An 18,612-nucleotide genomic window follows, 5' to 3' on the forward strand; every position below is an offset into this window, starting at 1 on the left:
CGCCAAGGCCAGGAAGCACCCGGATGTCATGAACTGCCCGGCCTCCCCAAAAGGCTTTATCACTCCTTTTCCCGGCTGATCCTGGCCCCGACAGCAGACAGTTTTTGCTCCATGCTTTCATAGCCCCTGTCCAGATGGTATATCCTTCTCACCTCTGTCCTGCCCCTGGCTGCCAGACCGGCCAGGACAAGGCTGGCACTGGCCCGGAGATCCGAGGCCATGACCGGGGCACCGGTCAGCCTGGCACCTCCCCGGATCATGGCCGTCTGTCCGGACAGCTTGATCCTGGCCCCCATTCGGATTAATTCCAGGGCATGCATGAACCTGTTTTCAAAAATTGTTTCCTTGATCATGCCCGAACCATCAGCCACGCACATAAGGGCCATGATCTGGGCCTGCATGTCCGTGGGGAATCCTGGATAAGGAAGGGTGACCAGGTCAACGCAGTTCAGCTGACCATTGGGCTTGACCCTGATCCCGGACTTTTCCTTTTCAATATGAACCCCCATTTCCCTGAGTTTGGCCACCACCGCTTCCAGCTCTTCAAAGGGACAATTACTGAGAACCAGATCTCCCTGGGTAATGGCTCCGGCCACCATGTAGGTCCCGGCCTCAATCCGGTCGGACATGACCCGGTATCTGCAGCCCTTGAGGCTGGAAACCCCTTTGATGGTAATAACACTGGTTCCCTGGCCGGTGATCCGTGCGCCGCAGGCATTGAGAAAATTAGCCAGATCCACAACTTCCGGTTCCCTGGCAGAATTCTCCAGGACTGTTTCTCCATCTGCCAGGCTGGCGGCCATGAGCAGATTTTCCGTGCCCCCGACTGTTGGGAAGTCAAAGATAATATGGGCTCCTTTGAGCCGCTGGCAGGTTCCCATAATATAGCCAGAGTCAAGATCAAACCGTGCCCCCATCTGTTCCAGGGCCCTCAAATGCAGATCCACCGGTCTGGAACCAATGGCACATCCTCCGGGCAGGGCCACCCTGGCCCGGCCCAGCTTGGCCAGCAAGGGACCCAGGCAGAGCACTGAAGCCCGCATGGTCCGGACCAGATCATAGGGAGCTTCAGGCACCAGATCTCCGGCCCGGACCTCGACATATTCTCCCCTGAACCTGGAATCACAACCCAGAAGAGTCAGCAGCTTGAGAGTGGTATGAATATCCCGCAGGCCAGGAACGTTCTCCAGGATGACATCTCCGTCAGCCATAAGAGCGGCAAACAGAACCGGCAGGGCTGCGTTCTTTGAACCACTTATCCGGATCACACCCTTCAGGGCCTGTCCGCCGTCAATTATCAATTTGTCCATCTGTTGTCTCAACTTGTAGTTTGTTCAGTTTTCAAGATTATTCAAGGAGCTGTCCAGGGCATTCCAGAGCCCGGCTCAAGCTTCAGTGGCCTGTATATTTTGTCCCTGGCCGGGTGTAAACCTTTTTCCCTTGACTATGTATGGGCTTTTAAGGCAAAAAATCGGATGTTGAAGTAAAATCCGTTAATTTTCAAGAGCATTCTATTCAGCCCGTTTCAGGAGATACACCTATGGTCTTTGACGTTCAAAATGAAACCATGCCCCGGGATGAACTGGAAACTCTCCAGCTCAGACGACTCAAATATCTTGTCCAGAAAGTCTATCATAATGTCCCCTTTTATAAACAGAAATTTGACGAGACCAACTTCAGACCAGATCACGTCAAATCCCTTTCTGACCTGAAGTACCTGCCCTTTACTGAAAAGCAGGATCTGCGCAACAACTATCCCTTTGGGCTTTTTGCCGTACCCAGGGAAAGCGTGGTCCGGGTCCATGCATCATCCGGAACTACAGGCAAAGCCACGGTGGTGGGTTATACCCAGCGTGACGTGGACAACTGGGCCGGACTCATGGCCAGATCTTTTGAGGCCTGCGGGGTCACCAGGGCTGACATCGTTCATAATGCTTACGGGTACGGCCTGTTCACCGGCGGCCTTGGAGCCCATTATGGAGCTGAAGCACTTGGAGCCACCATCCTGCCGGTATCCGGAGGAGCAACCAAGCGCCAGGTGATGCTCATGAAGGATTTCGGTCCCACTGTCATCTGCTGCACTCCATCTTATGCCCTGCACCTTTACGAAACAGCCCTGGCCAATGGAATCAGCATCAACGACCTCAAACTCAGGGTGGGCATCTTCGGGGCTGAACCCTGGACCGAGGAAATGCGCCAGGACATCCAGAATAAACTGAGGATCAAAGCCCTGGATATCTACGGACTATCTGAAATCATGGGGCCTGGTGTGGGTATCGAATGCATTGCAGCCCAGCAGGGCCTGCATATCTGGGAGGATCACTTCCTGGTGGAAATAATTGATCCTGAGACCGGTGTTCCCCTGCCCTATGGCGAGAAAGGGGAACTGGTCATCACCACCCTGACCAAGGAAGCCCAGCCTTTAATAAGATACAGGACCAGGGATATCACCAGGATCAATTCCATCCCGTGCCGGTGCGGCCGGACTCACTACCGGATAGAACGAATCACCGGAAGAAGCGATGACATGCTCATCATCCGGGGAGTCAATGTATTTCCTTCCCAGATTGAAAGCATTCTCCTTGAGACAGAAGGTCTCTCACCCCACTACCAGCTCATAATCGACCGTAAGGGTTCCATGGACATCCTGGAAATCCAGGTGGAGGTGGATGAAAAGATCTTTTCGGATGAAATCCGTCATCTTCAGAAGATGGAAAAGAAAATCACGTCACACATCAAAGAATTCCTCGGGGTCACTGCCAAGGTCACCCTGGTGGAGCCCAGAGGCATTGCAAGATCAGAAGGCAAGGCCCAGCGAATTTTCGATAAAAGAAAAATCTAGATTACTCAGTCAACCATCAGGAGGATGACCATGAAAGTGGAACAGATTTCAATATTTCTGGAAAACAGAGCCGGGAGACTGGCCGACGTAACCAGAACCCTGTCTGAAGCCGGGGTGAACATAAGGGCCCTTTCCCTGGCCGATACCACTGACTTTGGAATACTCAGGCTCATTGTCACTGATCACGAAAAAGCCAAGGAAGCCCTCAAAAAGAACGGATTCACTGTTGGCAGGACCAATGTTGTGGCTGCTGAAGTAAAAGACAGGCCGGGCGGACTGCACGATATCCTGTCCATGCTCAGTGAAAACGGAATCAACGTGGAATACATGTACGCCTTTGTCCAGCAAAGCGGCAAAAACGCTGTGCTCATATTCCGTTTTGACCGGACTGATGAAGCCATTGAAACTCTGCAGAAAAACGGAGTGCGCATCATTCCGGGAAATGAGCTTTACAATATCTGACCGATACAAATCAGCCATTGGTTGACTGCAGTAATATATTTGACTTGACTGCAGCCCTGAGAACATTTAAGAAATGGCTCTTTCATGGTGGGTGTAGCTCAGTTGGTAGAGCACCTGGTTGTGGCCCAGGTGGCCGTGGGTTCAAGTCCCATCACTCACCCCAAAAAGAAACAAGAGGCCGTGTCCTGATACACGGCCTTTTTTGTGACGAATTTCCAGCCTGCACTTTGAATCATGGCCCGGGTTTAATGACCCTGGATAAAATTTCAGGACTCTTCCGGCATAAACAGCTTTACATATTCTGGCCATGATCTCTGGCTCATCCGCCGGTCCTGCTGCCTGCCTTTGTTATGACCTTCAGACTGACCACAATTATTCCCCCAGGGATCTTTGACCGACTCCCCCGGTCCGGCTAGCAGGCCAGGGACATCATCCGTTCAAAAGGCAAAACTTTAAATTTCGTGTGCACACCTTGAATTCTCACCAACAAAAGTTTATTGTTACAAGTAGATATAAGAATGAACGCCTGCTTTTTAACAGGCGTGAGACCATGGCTGATTAAGCCCGGAGAGTATATGGACCCCAAGGATTTCAACCGGTTTTTTTCTGATATCAGAAAGCATTTCCATTCAGGCAAGGCCAGCCTGGAAAGGAAAATGCCCGGAATAGAAGCTGAGATTGTTCGCTATGCAGGAAAGATCGGCCTGAAAGAAAAGGACATTGAAGATGCCAAAAACAAGGTCAGAGAAAAACTTAAAGAGTTGAAGATAATTAATGATAATCAGAAAAATAAATGAGTTCCGGGGAAAATTTTCTCAGCTGCAAAAGGGCGACGCTTTTGTTGGCAACCTTGTGTTAAGGCCTGGGGAAGAATTCATTCCTGTGGATATCATTAACCGGGGAATCATTGTTTTCCCGCCTTTATCAGCCCAGCTCCTGAGCAGATCCAAAATTTTCCAGGCTGAGATCCTGGGCGGTTTCATGGTTGAAGATACCTTTGTGGCTTATAAAAACAAGGATATCATGCGCAATATGCCCCGGTTTGCCGGACATACCCAGGTAGTCTGCAAAAGGGACCGCAAGCACCTGGGGCTGGGACTCAGCAGGTGGGACTCCCTGGAATCCCTGCAGAGCCTTGCAGCCATGGAAACCCTTCCCTTTCCTTTTGTTGTCCAGCCTTTTGTACCAAATGCCAGGGACATCCGGGTAGTCATCATTGAAGACTATTGTGAAGCCTATGAAAAAATCAATCCATACAGCTTTCGCAAAAATCTGGCCCATGGCGGAACCGCCCATAAAATAAAACTCACTCCGGAACTGGACAGTTTCTGCCGCAGGGTTATGGCCAGGGGTGAATTTCCCTACGCCATTCTGGATATACTCGTGGATGAATCTGACAGACTGTATCTGTCGGAAATCACCCTAACCGGGGGACTCACAGGCTCCAGACTGGGCCAGGAAGAATTCCGGAAAAGAAAAAAATCCATCAACAACGCCTATGCCTCCTCGCTGGGCAAGTCTCATCTATAACGCCCTGGACTTGTTTAATTATTATTCAGGTCAATCTCATTTTACCTGATCCACGGCCTTGCTTTTTCGGCATTCCTGTGTTTATCTGTCTAGATAAACAATGTCATTCGGAGGATTATTATGGACTTTCCAGAATTAAGAATAAAAGACCTAGTGGCCAAGGTTCCCATCATCCAGGGTGGAATGGGAGTGGGAATTTCCCTGTCCCGCCTTTCTTCTGCCGTGGCCAATCAGGGCGGGGTGGGGGTTATTTCCGCAGCCATGATCGGAGTTGATGAACCGGATGTGGCCAAAAATCCGGTCCAGGCCCATATCCGGGCCTTGAAAAGGGAAATTCAGAAAGCCAGGGAGATGACCTCAGGCATCCTGGGAGTGAATATCATGGTCGCTTTGACCAACTTTGCCGATATGGTCAAAACATCTGTCCAGGAAGGCATTGACATCATCTTTTCCGGAGCCGGGCTTCCCTTTGATCTGCCCAAGTATCTCAAAGAAGGTTCCAGGACCAGGTTGGTACCCATTGTTTCGTCGGCCCGGGCCGCCAAAATCCTGTGCAAGAAATGGATATCCAAGTTTGACTATACTCCTGACGGTTTTGTAGTGGAAGGGCCTCTGGCTGGAGGACACCTTGGCTTTAAACCCGAACAGATCAATGATCCGGCCTACCAGCTTGAAAAGCTGGTCCAGGAGGTCGTGGAAGAGGTCAAGCCCTTTGAACAGGAACGCGGACAATCCATTCCGGTCATTGCTGCCGGTGGAATCTACACTGGAGAAGACATCTGCCGCTTTCTGCGTCTTGGAGCATCCGGTGTCCAGCTTGGCACCCGTTTTGTGGCCACCCATGAATGCGATGCTGATGACAACTTCAAACAGGCCTTCATAAATTCCAGACAAGAGGATCTCATGGTCATTAAAAGTCCGGTGGGCATGCCAGGACGGGCTCTGCGCAACACTTTCCTGAGTGACGTGGAGCAGGGCAAAAGAAAGCCCTTTAAATGCCCCTACCACTGCATTGTAACCTGCGACTACCAGAAAAGTCCTTACTGCATAGCTGCAGCCTTGAATAGCGCCAAAAAGGGCAAAATGCATCGGGGATTCGCTTTTGCCGGAGAAACAGCCTGGCGCATCACCGGGCTGATGTCTGTCAAAGAACTGATGGACACGCTGAAACAGGAATACATCATGGCCTGTTCCGATCAAAAAGAACCGATTCCGGCCCTTTGATTCTGCAACCGCCTCCAGGATTCTTTTCTGGAGGCGCACCCCAGAACCCATGATCCCTAGTCTTATCAGGAAGTTCCATAAAGTCATTTTATCCAGGAACCTTTGGGATATCATCAAGTTCCTGATAATTCTGGGAATAATCTACTGGATTATTTCCACCGGGTCTGACAAGCTCAACTATAACTGGCAATGGTACAGAGTAAAACAGTTTCTGTACACTTTTGACCAGGGCAGTTTTACTGTCGGTCCACTGCTTCAGGGTTTGTGGGTCACCCTGAAGATCACCTTTTTCAGCCTGTTCCTGGCCCTGGCCCTGGGGCTGACCACCAGCATCTTCAGGTTGTCCAATTCCATGGTGGCCGGCCTTGTTGCCAGGACTTACGTTGAAGTCATCCGCAATACTCCGCTTTTGATACAGCTTTTATTCAACTATTTTGTTTTGTCCCCTATCCTGGGCATTTCACCCTTCATGACCGCAGTGCTGACTCTCAGCCTGTTTGAAGGAGCCTATGCGTCTGAAATAATCAGGGCCGGCATCCAGTCCATTGACAAGGGACAGTGGGAAGCAGCTCAGAGTTCAGGATTAAACAGGATGCAGACTTATTTTTACATAATAATTCCACAAGCATACAGATTTCTTGTCCCTCCTTTGACCAACCAGAGCGTATCTCTGGTCAAGGACTCTGCCCTGGTAAGCACCATAGCCATCTATGACTTGACAATGCAGGGACAGGTCATAATATCAAATACGTTTTTAACCTTTGAAATATGGTTTACCGTCGCTGCCATTTACCTGGCCGTGGCATTGATCATCACCCTGGTGGTGTCCATCCTGGAAAAGCGCCTTCAAGGAAAAAAAGTTCCGGTTAAAACCTTCTGAATTTTCCACATCCCCAAACCAAGGAGTCAACATGTCAGTTTATAAAAAGATCATGATTGCCCTGCTCATGGTTATGTTCATGGCCCCGGCAGCCCATTCATCCCAGATCCGCTCCCAGCTGACCCAGGAGAGCACACTCGAACAGATCCTTAAGCGAGGCGTGATCAGGGTGGGCATGTCCACCTTTGTGCCTTGGGCAATGCAAAACAAAGAAGGGGAATTCATTGGATTTGAAATTGATGTAGCCACAAGACTGGCCCAGGACATGGGTGTCCGAGTTGAGTTCATACCCACCAGGTGGTCTGGGATCATCCCGGCCCTGCTCACCGGTAAATTTGATGTCATTATCGGAGGGATGGGTATCAGGCCTGACCGGAACCTTAAAGTCAACTTTTCTATCCCTTATGATCATACAGGCATGTCCATGGTTGCCCATCAAGAAAAAGCCAAGGGCTTTTCCTCCCTGGAAGACTTTAACCGTTCCGATGTGACTGTAGCAGCCAGACTCGGGACCACAGCTGCCGCTGCAGCCGGCGATTTCTTACCCAAGGCCTCTTTAAGACTTTTTGATGATGAGGCCCAGGCAGTCCAGGAACTCCTCAACGGAAGGGTTCATGCTGTAGTGGCCTCAGCCCCTCTTCCGGCCTTCCAGGCACTGATGCACCCCAACAGACTGTTCGTTCCGTTTGAGGGCACCTTCACCAAGGAGCCCATCGGTTTTGCAGTCAGGAAGGGCGACCCTGATACATTGAATTTTTTTGACAACTGGATAAGATTTGTCCAGGCTGATGGCTGGCTGGAAAAAAGAAAAAAATACTGGTTCGAGACCCGGGACTGGGAAGACCAGATCAAGTAATGGACCGGATATATCTTTAAAGGCCTTTTTTTGACCCCATTGCTTTATTAATAATTCTACCCAAAGAGCGACCAATGATTGCAATCCTGGACTACCGGGCTGGAAACCTGACCAGTGTCAAAAGAGCCCTGGATCACCTGGATATCCCCAACCAGATCACCAGTGATCCTGAAATAATAGACAAAGCCCCGGGCATAATCTTTCCTGGAGTGGGCGCAGCCGGCTCAGCCATGCGCAACCTCAAAGAGAGCGGCCTGGACAGCTCCCTGATGAGTGCCATCCGATCAGGTAAGCCCATGCTCGGCATCTGCCTGGGATGCCAGATCATTCTGGACAAAAGCCTTGAAAACAATGCCCGGACCCTGGGAATTGTTCCTGGAGAATGCAGAATATTTTCACCTGATCTGAAGGATGAATCCGGAAGACCCATCAATATCCCTCACATGGGCTGGAACAGGGTCCGGCTTGTCCAGGACTGCCCTCTTTTCAAGGGCATCCCGGATGATGCTGAATTTTATTTTGTCCACAGCTACTATCCTGTTCCAGACCCTGGGATGGTAATAGGCATGACCACCTACGGGCTGGACTTCTGCTCGGTCTTTGGTCGGCCTGGACTGTGGGCCATGCAGTTTCATCCGGAAAAAAGCGGCAGACCGGGCCTCAAGATCCTTTCCAATTTTTACGCTTACTGCCTGGAGAACAGCAATGCTCAGTAAAAGAATCATCCCCTGCCTTGATGTCAGGGACGGGCGCCTGACCAAAGGAGTCAAATTCAAAGGTAATGTAGATATCGGTGATCCAGTGGAAACTGCAAGGCTCTATTATGAGCAGGGGGCCGATGAAATAGTATTCTATGATATTACGGCTTCAGCCGAAGGCAGAGGTATTATGCTTCGGGTCGTGGAAAAAGTTGCTGCAACCATCTTTATTCCATTTTCTGTCGGCGGAGGCATAAGTACCCTTGAAGATATGCGGGCAGTGCTTCTGGCTGGGGCTGAAAAAGTCTCTGTAAACTCGGCAGCAGTAAAAAATCCAGGAATTATCTCCCAGGGGGCTGAAGCTTTTGGATCTCAGTGTATCGTGGTGGGAATGGACGTCTTGCAGGTGGAAAAAACTGAATCCATTCCTTCAGGATATGAAATAGTTATCCACGGAGGCAGGAAACACATGGGGCTGGACGCCCTGTGGTGGGCCAGGGAAGTGGAAAAGCTGGGAGCCGGAGAAATATGCCTCAACTCCATTGATGCCGACGGGACCAGGGATGGTTATGAACTCCAACTGACAAGGCTCATTTCCGAACATGTCCGTATCCCGGTAATTGCTTCCGGGGGAGCTGGAAATCCCCTGCACATGGCCGAAGCAGTAACCAAAGGCGGAGCATCAGCCGCCCTGATAGCATCCATTGTTCACTACGGGGAGTACACTATTCTGGAAATAAAGGAGTACATGGACCAAGCCGGGATCAAGGTCAGGATGAACTGGTAAAACAGCTTGAAAAGACTGGGATGATGCTCAAGGGGCCAGGATAATTCTACACAGCCTTAAGGAGTATCGTAGGTCCCGCTCCGGCCTCCGCTCTTATGGATCAGCCGGCACTGGTCAATAACAATATCCTTCTGAACAGCCTTGCACATGTCATAGATGGTCAGGCAGGCCACCTGGGCAGCCACCAGGGCCTCCATTTCAACCCCGGTGGATGAATTAGTGCGGGCTTCAGCCTCCACCATGATGCAGCAGTTGTGCTCATCCAGGCTGAAACGAACGTCTGCAAAACTCAAGGGGACCGGGTGGCAAAGAGGTATGAGTCTGCTGGTCTCCTTGGCAGCCATGATTCCGGCTATCTTGGCTGCTACCAGGACGTCGCCTTTGGGAAGGGCCTTGTCTCTGAGCAGGGAAAAGGTTTCAGAAGAAAGTCTGACTCTGCTCTGAACCACGGCCTTTCTTCTGGTATCCGGCTTGCCGCCAACATCCACCATTAAAACCTGTCCGTCCCTGTCCAGGTGGGTCAGTTCTTTCCCGCTCATCAAACCTTCCTATTCGCCCATAACCTTTTTAAAAAAACTTTTTACCTTCTGACCAGTCTTCTGATTTTCCAGGCGTTCGAATTCGCGCAGCAGTTCAGCCTGCTTTTTGGAAATCCTGGTGGGAGTCTGCACATGAACCTGGACCAGCAGGTCTCCCTTGTGATGACTGCCCGGATGAGGCAGGCCCAGCCCTTTAAGCTGCAGAACCTTTCCGCTCTGGGTTCCCTTGGGAATCTCCATGGGCACAGGTTCATCAAGGGTGGGGACCTCAATCTTGGCTCCAAGGGCAGCCTGAACAAAGCTGATTTCCACGTTGGTTATGAGATCCTGGCCCTGTCTTTTGAAGATCTTGTCCTCGTCAACATACAAGACAACGTACAAATCTCCCGGAGGTCCTCCGTGTTCCCCTGGTTCACCTTCAGCTCTGAGACGCAGTCTACTCCCGTTGTCCACGCCGGCCGGGATCCTGACCTTAATCTTTTTATTAACAGTTACCACCCCTCTTCCCCGACACTCAGCACAGGGATGAGGAATTATGGTGCCCTGTCCCCGACACACCGAGCAGGGCATGGAAACCCGGAAAAAACCTTGAGAACGGTAAACCTGGCCCGCCCCCTGGCAATGGGCACAGGTTTCAACTGAATAGCCCGGTTCAGAACCATCTCCGCTGCAGCGTTCGCAAATGGTCTTTTTGGGAAGCTCCAGGTCGACCTCAGTTCCCTTGGCTGCATCTCGAAAAGATATATTCAGGTTATACCGCAGATCAGCCCCTGACCTGGGCCTGGGTCCGGACTGGCGGGTGCCGAAACCGAAAAATTCACCAAAAATATCAGAAAAAGAACTGAATATATCTTCAGTTGAATTGAATCCCTCAAAACCGTTGTTATTCAGGCCTGCATGGCCCAGATGATCGTAGCGTCTCCTTTTATCCGGATCCCTGAGCACCTCGTAGGCTTCGGCAGCCTCCTTGAACATGGTCTCAGCATGGGGGTCATCAGGATTACGGTCAGGATGGTACTTAAAGGCCAGCTTGCGATAGGCCTTTTTTATCTCTTCATCATCTGCCTGCCTGGAGACACCTAGAATCTCGTAATAATCCCTTTTATCGGACATTCCTAATCGACCCTGATTCCGGCTTTCTGAATGGACTTGGAAGGTATGACCTTGCCTGCGGCTATTTCACGCAGGGCAGTGACTATATCCTTGTTTTTACTTTCAACCAGCGGACTGTAACCGTCCCGGTACTGCTTGATCCGCCTGACAGTCATCTGAACAAGAAGAAATCTGTTGTTAACCTGCTGCAGACAATCTTCAACGGTAATCCTGGCCATATACACCTCGTCAAATTAATTAAGATTGAAAAACACGGCTTTCTGCCGTAGCAAAATATATTTTTATAGCTGACCTTTAAATCACAGGTCAAGAAGAAAATCAGGGCAGAATTTAACTTCTGGCCAAACTAATCGGTCCGCCTGCAGCAAGTTGAAATAAATCAACTTTGCCAGACGTACCCCCGGGGAAACACTCGGCCAGGGGTCTTGAGGGTTTGTCCAATTCCGTATAAAATCAAATTTTCTGCTGTCAATAGCTCAAAAGCCTTGTTCAAGGATTGCCATGGGATTCAGAAAACAACTCAACTACGCTCAAAAAACCTGCCTGGGCCGGTGCGGCAAGCTCATGCAGCAAACATCAATGATCCACCCTGGTGCCAGAATCGGCGTGGCCCTGTCCGGTGGAGTGGACAGCTGGGTGATGACCATGGTCCTCATGCTCAGGCAAAGGATCGTGCCCTTTGATTTTGAACTGATGATCCTCCACGTCAATCCCGGTTTTGATCCCCGGAACCACCACCCCTTGAGGTCCTGGCTCAGAGACAATCCTGTTGCTGCCCATGTGGAAGTCACTCAAACAGGCCCCAGATCACACGATCCGGGCCACACCAAATCCCCCTGTTTTCTCTGTTCCTGGGAAAGAAGAAAAATCCTCTTTAACTTATGCCGAAAATACAGGCTCACTCACCTGGCCCTGGGCCACAATTCCGATGATCTTGCTGCAACCTTTTTCATGAACCTGATGCAGACCGGAAGGGTTGAGGGTCTCTCAGCCAGGGAATCTTTTTTTGAGGGCAGGTTAACTGTGATTCGGCCGCTGCTCATGGTTGAAAAAAAATATATCCGGAATGCAGCCTCCCGGTGGAGCCTTCCAGTCTGGGCCAATCCCTGTCCATCTGCTCAAACAGCCAAAAGAGCCCAGATGGAAGAAATATTGAACTCACTCTATAGAAAAGACAGGATCTACCGAAAAAATATAATCAACGCCCTTAAAAGATGGCAGCTTGACTTGAACCTGCAGTTTAATTAATCAAACTGAAATATCTTGGTTGACCCAGTATCTTGCCCTGACCCAAAAACCCGGATAACAGTCCCGAGAAAGAGGCAGGATCAGTTTCGGCTTCCTGGTGCTTCACGGAACTGGCCCTGAACCCGGTTCTTTCCCGTATCCAGAGGTCCGGGCCGAAAAATAATTTAGATCCAGTCAACCAAGCAGTGGAGATGACTTTTCATGCTTTTTAGAAAATACCAGTTTGTAATATTCAAAGAAAGACACGGCAGCTGTTCCAAAGTCTGCATTCCAGGCTGGACCTTTCTTCTGGCTGGCGTGCTGTTTATCGCCCTTATAGGAACCAACATCTTTTTCTGGGATTATTACAGAAACTTCAAGTCAGTCAGTCAGCAGCTGGAACAGGCTGAAAAAAAGGGCCAGTCCCAGAATATCCAGCTGACTTCTTTTTATCATAAAATTAAAGAGCTTGAACAGGATCTGGACCGGGTCAGAGAATTTGATGACCGGCTCAGGGTGATGCTCAATATCGACCCGGAGCATCCAGCCAGCAGCTTTCCAGCCGGAGGGACTCCGGAAAACAGCCTGTCCAACTCTTACCCGTTCTACCGTCAGGAGATGCTGGCCAGGAAAATGCACAGCTTCATTGAGCAGCTGAGCACTCAGGCCCGGCTGGAGGAAATCAGGCAGCAGGAAATAATCCAGGCCATCAAGAACCAGAACGATTTACTGTCCAGCACCCCCTCCATCTGGCCCACCCAGGGCTGGGTGTCTTCGGAATTCGGTTATCGGAACTCGCCTTTTACCGGACGCAGGGAATTTCATCGGGGACTGGATATTTCAGCTCCCATCGGAACCCCCATCTATGCCCCGGCTGATGGAAAGGTCTCTTTTTCCGGCAATGACGGAGCCTACGGCATATCCCTGGTCATAAATCATGGAAGGGGGATAACAACAAGGTATGCTCACCTGCAAAGATATGTTGCCCAGAGAAATCAGGAGGTTTCCAGAGGGCAGCTCATTGGATACGTCGGCAACACCGGGCGCAGCACCGGGCCTCACCTGCACTACGAAGTCCGGGTCAACAACATGCCGGTCAATCCCATGAGGTACATCCTGAACTGATTCTCACCCTTTATCCAGCTATTCCCAAGGCAGGCTCCACAGCCTGCCTTTTTCTTTGCAGACAGGTCCACTTCCATTTCGCCTCTCTTCCCATTCAGATCCTTTTCCTCTTCTCCAGCACCATCCTGTCGGTAGTCATGGCGCAACTTTTGCTAAAGCCAAATCCATGGATCTCTATAACTTTAATCCTGAAACCATACTCAGCTTCATCCTTACCCTCTTCAGAATAAGCCTGGTGGTCTTTTTGCTGCCCTTTCTGGGAGGCGAAGCCATTCCCAGAATCATCAAGGCAGCCCTGTGCATTGTGCTGTCACTGGGACTCTGGCCTTACCTGGCCTTTGAAGGAAGCTACATGCCCGACCATCCCATCCAGATCGCCATCTGGCTTTTTGGAGAACTGCTCCTGGGGCTGGTCCTGGGCATGGTGGTCAGATTCCTCATTGCAGCCATTCAGACTGGAGGCCAGATCATTGGATTTCAGATGGGCTTTGCCATGGTCAATGTTGTTGACCCCATAACCGGTGTTTCTGAAGCTGTAACTGCCCATTTTTTATATATGACCTCAATGCTGACTTTCCTGGCCCTGAACGGTCATCTGTACATGCTCAGGGGTTTGACTCAAAGCTTCGAGCTGGTTCCACCGGGCGGACTGCTCATAACCCCTGAACTCGTCAACCAGGTGCTCTTTTTCTCGGGTCAAATTTTTGTTCTGGCTGTAAAAATTGCAGCTCCCATCATAACAGCTGTGTTCCTGGTCAACCTTGGCCTGGCCTTTATATCCAGGGCTGCTCCCCAAATGAATGTGCTGCTCATCGGCTTTCCCTTGAAAATCGCCATCGGCTTCCTGTTTCTGGGCATGGTCTTTGAAATAATGTCCATCTACGTAGCCGAATTCATCACCACCCTTGGCGCAAACCTGTATAATCTGCTCAAGGCTGGCAGCCCGGCTTTGTGATATTTTTTTAACCGGACAAGAGCATGCCCCAAAAAGATCCAAGTCGCACTGAAGATGCCACCCCGAAACGGCGAAAAAAAGCCAGGCAAGAGGGTAATGTCCCTAAAAGCCAGGAATTGCCAAAGGTGGTGGGACTCCTTGGCGGAATCATTGCTCTTCGCTTTGCCTTTCCGCACATCAGGGATAACGTGACCCACAGTGTGCAGTGGTTTCTGAGTCAGGCCACCCTGTTTCAGTTCAACCAGGAAAATATCTATCATCTCTTTATCTTCTGTGCCTCCATCATTGGCAAAATCGTCCTGCCGATCATGTTCTTCATCCTGTTTTTCACCATCACCATCATGTACATCCAGATCGGACCGCTCTGGACTACCAAACCTCTCAAGCCAAAACTCAAGGTCTTTAACATTGTCGAAGGCCTGAAAAAAAAATTCATGGATGTCAAAACGCTGGTCAGGTTGGTCAGGAACGTCTGCCAGGCCCTGGCTGTTGCGGTTGCTCCATATATCGTTCTCAAAATGGAATTCTCCAACCTGGTCCCCCTTTTCTATGAATCCCCGGCCATGATCGGAAGCTACATCCTGAACGCCGGATTCAAAATGGCCCTTTTCGCTCTTGTGCCCCTGCTTATCATAGCCATTGCTGATGTGGTCTACACCAGATGGGATTACAACGAAAACCTCAAAATGACCAAAGACGAAGTTAAGGACGAAAGAAAACAGGCAGAAGGAGATCCCAAGATCAAAAGCAAACAGCGTCAGAAAATGATGGCCGCTGTCCAGCAGCGCATGATGCAGGACGTGCCCAAGGCCGATGTGGTCATCACCAACCCGACCCATATTGCCGTAGCCATAAAGTACGATCCAGCCAAGGCCCCGGCCCCCATGGTCCTGGCCAAGGGAGTCAATCACCTGGCAGAAAAAATCAAAGATGTCGCTAGGAAGAATAACGTGCCCATCCGGGAAAACAAACCCTTGGCACAGGCCTTGTATAAGAGTGTTGAGATCGGCCAGACCATACCTGAAGACCTGTATAAGGCAGTGGCTGCGGTTCTGGCGGAAATATACAAGATGAAAGGCAGATGATCAGGTCCGTCCTGAACTTCAGCCCATCCGGAACAAACCAGCAGGTGGTTCTGGCAGGCTAAAAAGGTCCGAAACAAACATTCCAGGTGTCAAATATATGTCAGTAAAATCATCAGTGGCCAATCTGGATTACTCCAAGTTCACCAGACAGGGCGATATCCTCCTGGCTTCGGGAGTTGTAATCATACTGTTCGTCATGCTTGTGCCTCTGCCCACCATCATCCTGGACATCATGCTGACCTTCAATCTGTCCTTTGCCTTTGTGATCCTGATGACCGCCATGTTCATCAAGACTCCTCTGGAATTCACCATCTTTCCCTCACTGCTCCTGGTCACTACCCTCATGCGTCTGGCCATCAACGTGGCCACAACCAGGTTGATCCTGCTCCACGGCGATACCGGGACCAATGCTGCAGGCAAGGTGGTGGAGTCATTCGGAAGCTTTGTGGTGGGCGGTAATTACCTTATAGGTATTGTCATATTTCTGATTCTTTTCGCCCTGAACAAAATGGTCATTGCTACTGGAACCACCAGGATCGCTGAAGTAGCCGCCAGGTTCACCCTGGATTCACTGCCTGGCAAACAGATGTCCATTGAAGCCGACCTGAATGCCGGGCTCATCGATGAAAACGAAGCCAAGAGACAAAGAGAAGCCATCCGCAAGGAATCGGATTTCTACGGAGCCATGGATGGTGCAGGCAAGTTCGTATCCGGTGACGTCAAAGCCGGGATGCTCATAACCGTGATCAATATTGTCGGGGGGCTACTCATAGGCATTTTTCAACAAGGCATGAGCTGGAACGAGGCTGCCCAGACCTACACCCTGCTGACCATAGGGGACGGACTGGTGGCTACCATCCCTTCCATCATCATCTCTACATCAGCCGGCATCATTGTCAGCCGGGCAGCGGCAGAAGCCCAGATGGGAGAGGAATTCATCGCCCAGCTGACCAATCACCCCAGGGCCCTGCGTCTGGTAGCCGGAGTCCTGTTTTTGTTCGGCATGGTCCCAGGGATGCCTACTTTTGTTTTCCTCCTTCTGTCAGGCTTTCTGTTCACTGTCTCCTTCCTGGCCCAGGGCCAGAAAGACCGGGAAGAAGAAAAGAGGGGTCCCAAGAGGCAGGACAAGAAGCCCTCCCTGGAAACCCCTGAAGAAGTCCACGCCCTTCTGCCTCTGGACATTCTGGAACTTGAAGTTGGTTACGGACTGATCCCTCTGGTGGACGAGGAACAAAGCGGCAATCTTCTGGCCAGGATCAGGTCCATCCGCAGGCAGTTCGCTGTGGACATGGGCGTGGTCATTCCTTCCCTTCACCTGCGGGACAACCTGCAGCTCAAACCAGGTGAATACGCAGTCCTGATCAAGGGCAACCAGGTGGCCAGAGCAGAAATCATGATCGATCACTTTCTGGCAATGGACCCCGGGGATGCCAAACATCGGATCAAAGGCATTGAAACCCTTGAACCGGCCTTTAATCTTCCAGCCCTGTGGATTCCAGAAAACAAAAAGGAAGAAGCAGCCATGGCCGGATATACTGTAGTTGATCCGTCAACTGTAATTGCTACTCACCTGACAGAAATATTCAAGCATAATCTGCATGAATTTCTGGGTAGGCAGGAAACCCAGGCCCTTCTGGACAATCTGGGCCAGAGAGCTCCCAAAGCTGTAGAAGAACTGGTTCCAGGCACCCTGAGCCTTGGAGTTGTCCAGAAAGTTCTCCAGAACCTGGTAAAAGAGAAAGTTTCCATCCGGGATCTCCTGACCATAATTGAAACCTTGTCCGACTATGGACAGCAGACCAAGGACCCTGAACAATTGACCGAATTCGTCCGGCAGAAAATGGGCCGGACCATTGTCAAACCATTTTTAGGAGAGGAAGGGACCCTGTCCGTGATTTCAATGGAAGACAAAATCGAGGCAGCCTTTCAGGATGGTTTAAGGCAGACCGACCATGGCACCTATCTGGCCATGGAACCCAAGCTGGCCCAGAAAATCATCCAGGCAATCAGCAGAATAATGGAAAAGACAGTGGTCAGCGACGGCCAGCCGGTTCTTTTGACCACGCCGGTCATCAGGCCGCATCTGGCTCAGCTCCTGCTCCGCTTTGTCCCGAATCTTCCAGTTATTTCCCAGACCGAGATCCCTTCCAACATCCGTCTGGAATCAGCCAACATTGTGAGCCTGAAAAATGCAGATTAAGACCTACCGCGGCACCTCATACTCATCACTGATCCGAAAAATAAAGGGAGAGCTGGGGACTGACGCAGTTATTCTGAGCAGCGACTGCATCAGCTCCAATGGCAACAAATGTTACGAAGTTGTGGCTGCCCTGGAAAACGGCACTGACAATACGGCCCAGGAAACCTGTCCCTCTGTGAATCCCAAGCTGGATCAGCGCATGGATATGGACTGGAGAATGGAATGGGAAAACTTCAAGAACAGCTTTTTCAAGATCATCAAGAGCAATATTCCTGGGCCCAGCATAACCAAGAGGCAGAAGCAGATCCTGGAATACCTGGAAAAGCAGGGGGTTCATCCTGAGGTAATCATGGACCTTTGGTCCTCCATGGCTGAGAACATCCACCTTCCGACCCTTAAGGTTCTAGGAGATGTTGTTCCTACGATCTCCTGGGACAAATGTCTGTCCAGTTCAAGAATACATGCCTTGGTTGGACCAAGTGGCGCAGGAAAAACCACCACCATACTTAGGCTGGCTCTGGACGCCAGACGTAAAGGGCCGGACAAAAGAATCTGTCTGGTCAACACTGACACCAATCACGCCGGTGGAAGACTGTACCTCAAGCACTATGCCGACCTCTCAGGACTTGACTACATGGAAGTAAAATCTACTTCACACTGGCAGGATCTGGCAGCCAAAAAATCATCATATGACCTTATTTTTGTTGACACCCCAGGGCTTGGCGATGACACTGAACCCTTAAGCCGCGAAATCAGGGAGCTGCTTTCCATGCATTGCCATCTGGTCATGAGTCCGGTCTATGGGTCAGCCCAGATTGACCATTACCTTGCCGGACTGCCTTGCACAGATGGCCTGAAAAGTATCATCTGGACCAAGATCGACGAGGCCTGCAATCATGGGGTGCTGATCAATACATCCTGGAAAACCAGACTGCCGGTTTCATATTTTTCATTCGGGAAAAGTCTCAGACAATGCTCGTCACCAGCTACTCAGGAAAGTCTGTGGATGCTAATCTTCAAAAAGCAGCTGCCCAAAGGCAGCCCTGCAGCTGACTGACCGGTGATAAACCGCCAAAACAATCGACCAGT

The 18,612-nt window shown here is 50.5% G+C and carries 19 protein-coding genes and 1 tRNA gene; 16 read left to right on the forward strand and 4 right to left on the reverse strand.

Annotated elements, in window-relative coordinates:
- Positions 1–59: 59 nt before the first annotated feature.
- Positions 60–1,310: a UDP-N-acetylglucosamine 1-carboxyvinyltransferase gene (gene murA / locus P771_RS0108350; protein ID WP_028574790.1), complete on the reverse strand. Its 1,251-nt coding sequence runs from the start codon at positions 1,308–1,310 to the stop codon at positions 60–62.
- 230 nt (positions 1,311–1,540) lie between these two features.
- Here murA and P771_RS0108360 point away from each other — a divergent pair, with 230 nt between their 5' ends.
- From P771_RS0108360 to hisF, 10 genes are all read left to right on the forward strand, one after another.
- Positions 1,541–2,842, forward strand: a complete 1,302-nt coding sequence (locus P771_RS0108360; RefSeq protein WP_028574791.1) for a phenylacetate--CoA ligase family protein — start codon at positions 1,541–1,543, stop codon at positions 2,840–2,842.
- A 30-nt stretch (positions 2,843–2,872) separates the two neighbouring features.
- Complete coding sequence (locus tag P771_RS0108365) at positions 2,873–3,304, forward strand: ACT domain-containing protein (RefSeq protein WP_028574792.1); 432 nt, start codon at positions 2,873–2,875, stop codon at positions 3,302–3,304.
- 87 nt (positions 3,305–3,391) lie between these two features.
- Positions 3,392–3,467, forward strand: a tRNA-His gene (locus P771_RS0108370).
- Positions 3,468–3,879: 412 nt separating this feature from the next.
- On the forward strand, positions 3,880–4,101 hold the full coding sequence (locus tag P771_RS0108385; protein WP_028574793.1) for a hypothetical protein: 222 nt from the start codon (positions 3,880–3,882) through the stop codon (positions 4,099–4,101).
- A complete protein-coding gene (locus P771_RS16960) occupies positions 4,079–4,834 on the forward strand; it encodes an ATP-grasp domain-containing protein (RefSeq protein ID WP_035244145.1) in 756 nt (251 codons plus the stop codon). Before P771_RS0108385 ends, P771_RS16960 begins: the two co-directional genes overlap by 23 nt.
- A 120-nt stretch (positions 4,835–4,954) precedes the next feature.
- Complete coding sequence (locus P771_RS0108395) at positions 4,955–6,058, forward strand: NAD(P)H-dependent flavin oxidoreductase (protein ID WP_028574794.1); 1,104 nt, start codon at positions 4,955–4,957, stop codon at positions 6,056–6,058.
- Positions 6,059–6,107: 49 nt separating this feature from the next.
- Positions 6,108–6,938: an amino acid ABC transporter permease gene (locus tag P771_RS16965; protein ID WP_035244147.1), complete on the forward strand. Its 831-nt coding sequence runs from the start codon at positions 6,108–6,110 to the stop codon at positions 6,936–6,938.
- A 31-nt stretch (positions 6,939–6,969) separates the two neighbouring features.
- Positions 6,970–7,794 carry a transporter substrate-binding domain-containing protein gene (locus P771_RS0108405; protein ID WP_028574795.1) on the forward strand — a complete coding sequence of 275 codons (825 nt, stop codon included), beginning with the start codon at positions 6,970–6,972 and terminating at the stop codon, positions 7,792–7,794.
- Positions 7,795–7,868: 74 nt separating this feature from the next.
- Positions 7,869–8,510, forward strand: a complete 642-nt coding sequence (gene hisH / locus P771_RS0108410) for an imidazole glycerol phosphate synthase subunit HisH (RefSeq protein ID WP_028574796.1) — start codon at positions 7,869–7,871, stop codon at positions 8,508–8,510.
- Entirely contained in the window at positions 8,500–9,279 is a 780-nt protein-coding gene (gene hisF, locus P771_RS0108415; protein WP_028574797.1) for an imidazole glycerol phosphate synthase subunit HisF, read from the forward strand. The genes hisH and hisF overlap by 11 nt, the downstream gene beginning before the upstream one ends.
- 56 nt (positions 9,280–9,335) lie before the next feature.
- Here the strand turns inward: hisF and moaC are convergent, their stop codons facing one another.
- From moaC to rpoZ, 3 genes are read right to left on the reverse strand one after another with little or no spacing between them, the layout of a single operon-like run.
- On the reverse strand, positions 9,336–9,818 hold the full coding sequence (moaC, locus tag P771_RS0108420; RefSeq protein WP_028574798.1) for a cyclic pyranopterin monophosphate synthase MoaC: 483 nt from the start codon (positions 9,816–9,818) through the stop codon (positions 9,336–9,338).
- 9 nt (positions 9,819–9,827) lie between these two features.
- Positions 9,828–10,931: a molecular chaperone DnaJ gene (dnaJ, locus tag P771_RS0108425; protein ID WP_028574799.1), complete on the reverse strand. Its 1,104-nt coding sequence runs from the start codon at positions 10,929–10,931 to the stop codon at positions 9,828–9,830.
- Between the two features lie 2 nt (positions 10,932–10,933).
- Positions 10,934–11,149 carry a DNA-directed RNA polymerase subunit omega gene (gene rpoZ / locus P771_RS0108430; RefSeq protein ID WP_028574800.1) on the reverse strand — a complete coding sequence of 72 codons (216 nt, stop codon included), beginning with the start codon at positions 11,147–11,149 and terminating at the stop codon, positions 10,934–10,936.
- Between the two features lie 283 nt (positions 11,150–11,432).
- Here rpoZ and P771_RS0108435 point away from each other — a divergent pair, with 283 nt between their 5' ends.
- The 6 genes from P771_RS0108435 to P771_RS0108465 all read left to right on the forward strand — a co-directional run bounded on the left by P771_RS0108435 (position 11,433) and on the right by P771_RS0108465 (position 18,580).
- Complete coding sequence (locus tag P771_RS0108435) at positions 11,433–12,179, forward strand: tRNA lysidine(34) synthetase (protein ID WP_028574801.1); 747 nt, start codon at positions 11,433–11,435, stop codon at positions 12,177–12,179.
- A gap of 201 nt (positions 12,180–12,380) precedes the next feature.
- Positions 12,381–13,283: a M23 family metallopeptidase gene (locus P771_RS0108445; protein ID WP_028574803.1), complete on the forward strand. Its 903-nt coding sequence runs from the start codon at positions 12,381–12,383 to the stop codon at positions 13,281–13,283.
- Between the two features lie 166 nt (positions 13,284–13,449).
- A complete protein-coding gene (gene fliR / locus P771_RS0108450; RefSeq protein ID WP_028574804.1) occupies positions 13,450–14,238 on the forward strand; it encodes a flagellar biosynthetic protein FliR in 789 nt (262 codons plus the stop codon).
- 23 nt (positions 14,239–14,261) lie between these two features.
- Complete coding sequence (gene flhB, locus P771_RS0108455) at positions 14,262–15,323, forward strand: flagellar biosynthesis protein FlhB (RefSeq protein WP_028574805.1); 1,062 nt, start codon at positions 14,262–14,264, stop codon at positions 15,321–15,323.
- Positions 15,324–15,420: 97 nt separating this feature from the next.
- Entirely contained in the window at positions 15,421–17,523 is a 2,103-nt protein-coding gene (flhA, locus tag P771_RS0108460; protein ID WP_028574806.1) for a flagellar biosynthesis protein FlhA, read from the forward strand.
- Entirely contained in the window at positions 17,513–18,580 is a 1,068-nt protein-coding gene (locus P771_RS0108465; protein ID WP_028574807.1) for a flagellar biosynthesis protein FlhF, read from the forward strand. Before flhA ends, P771_RS0108465 begins: the two co-directional genes overlap by 11 nt.
- Positions 18,581–18,612 lie beyond the last annotated feature (32 nt).

The sequence above is a fragment of the Desulfonatronovibrio hydrogenovorans DSM 9292 genome, from assembly GCF_000686525.1.
In the GTDB taxonomy this organism is placed as follows: domain Bacteria; phylum Desulfobacterota; class Desulfovibrionia; order Desulfovibrionales; family Desulfonatronovibrionaceae; genus Desulfonatronovibrio; species Desulfonatronovibrio hydrogenovorans.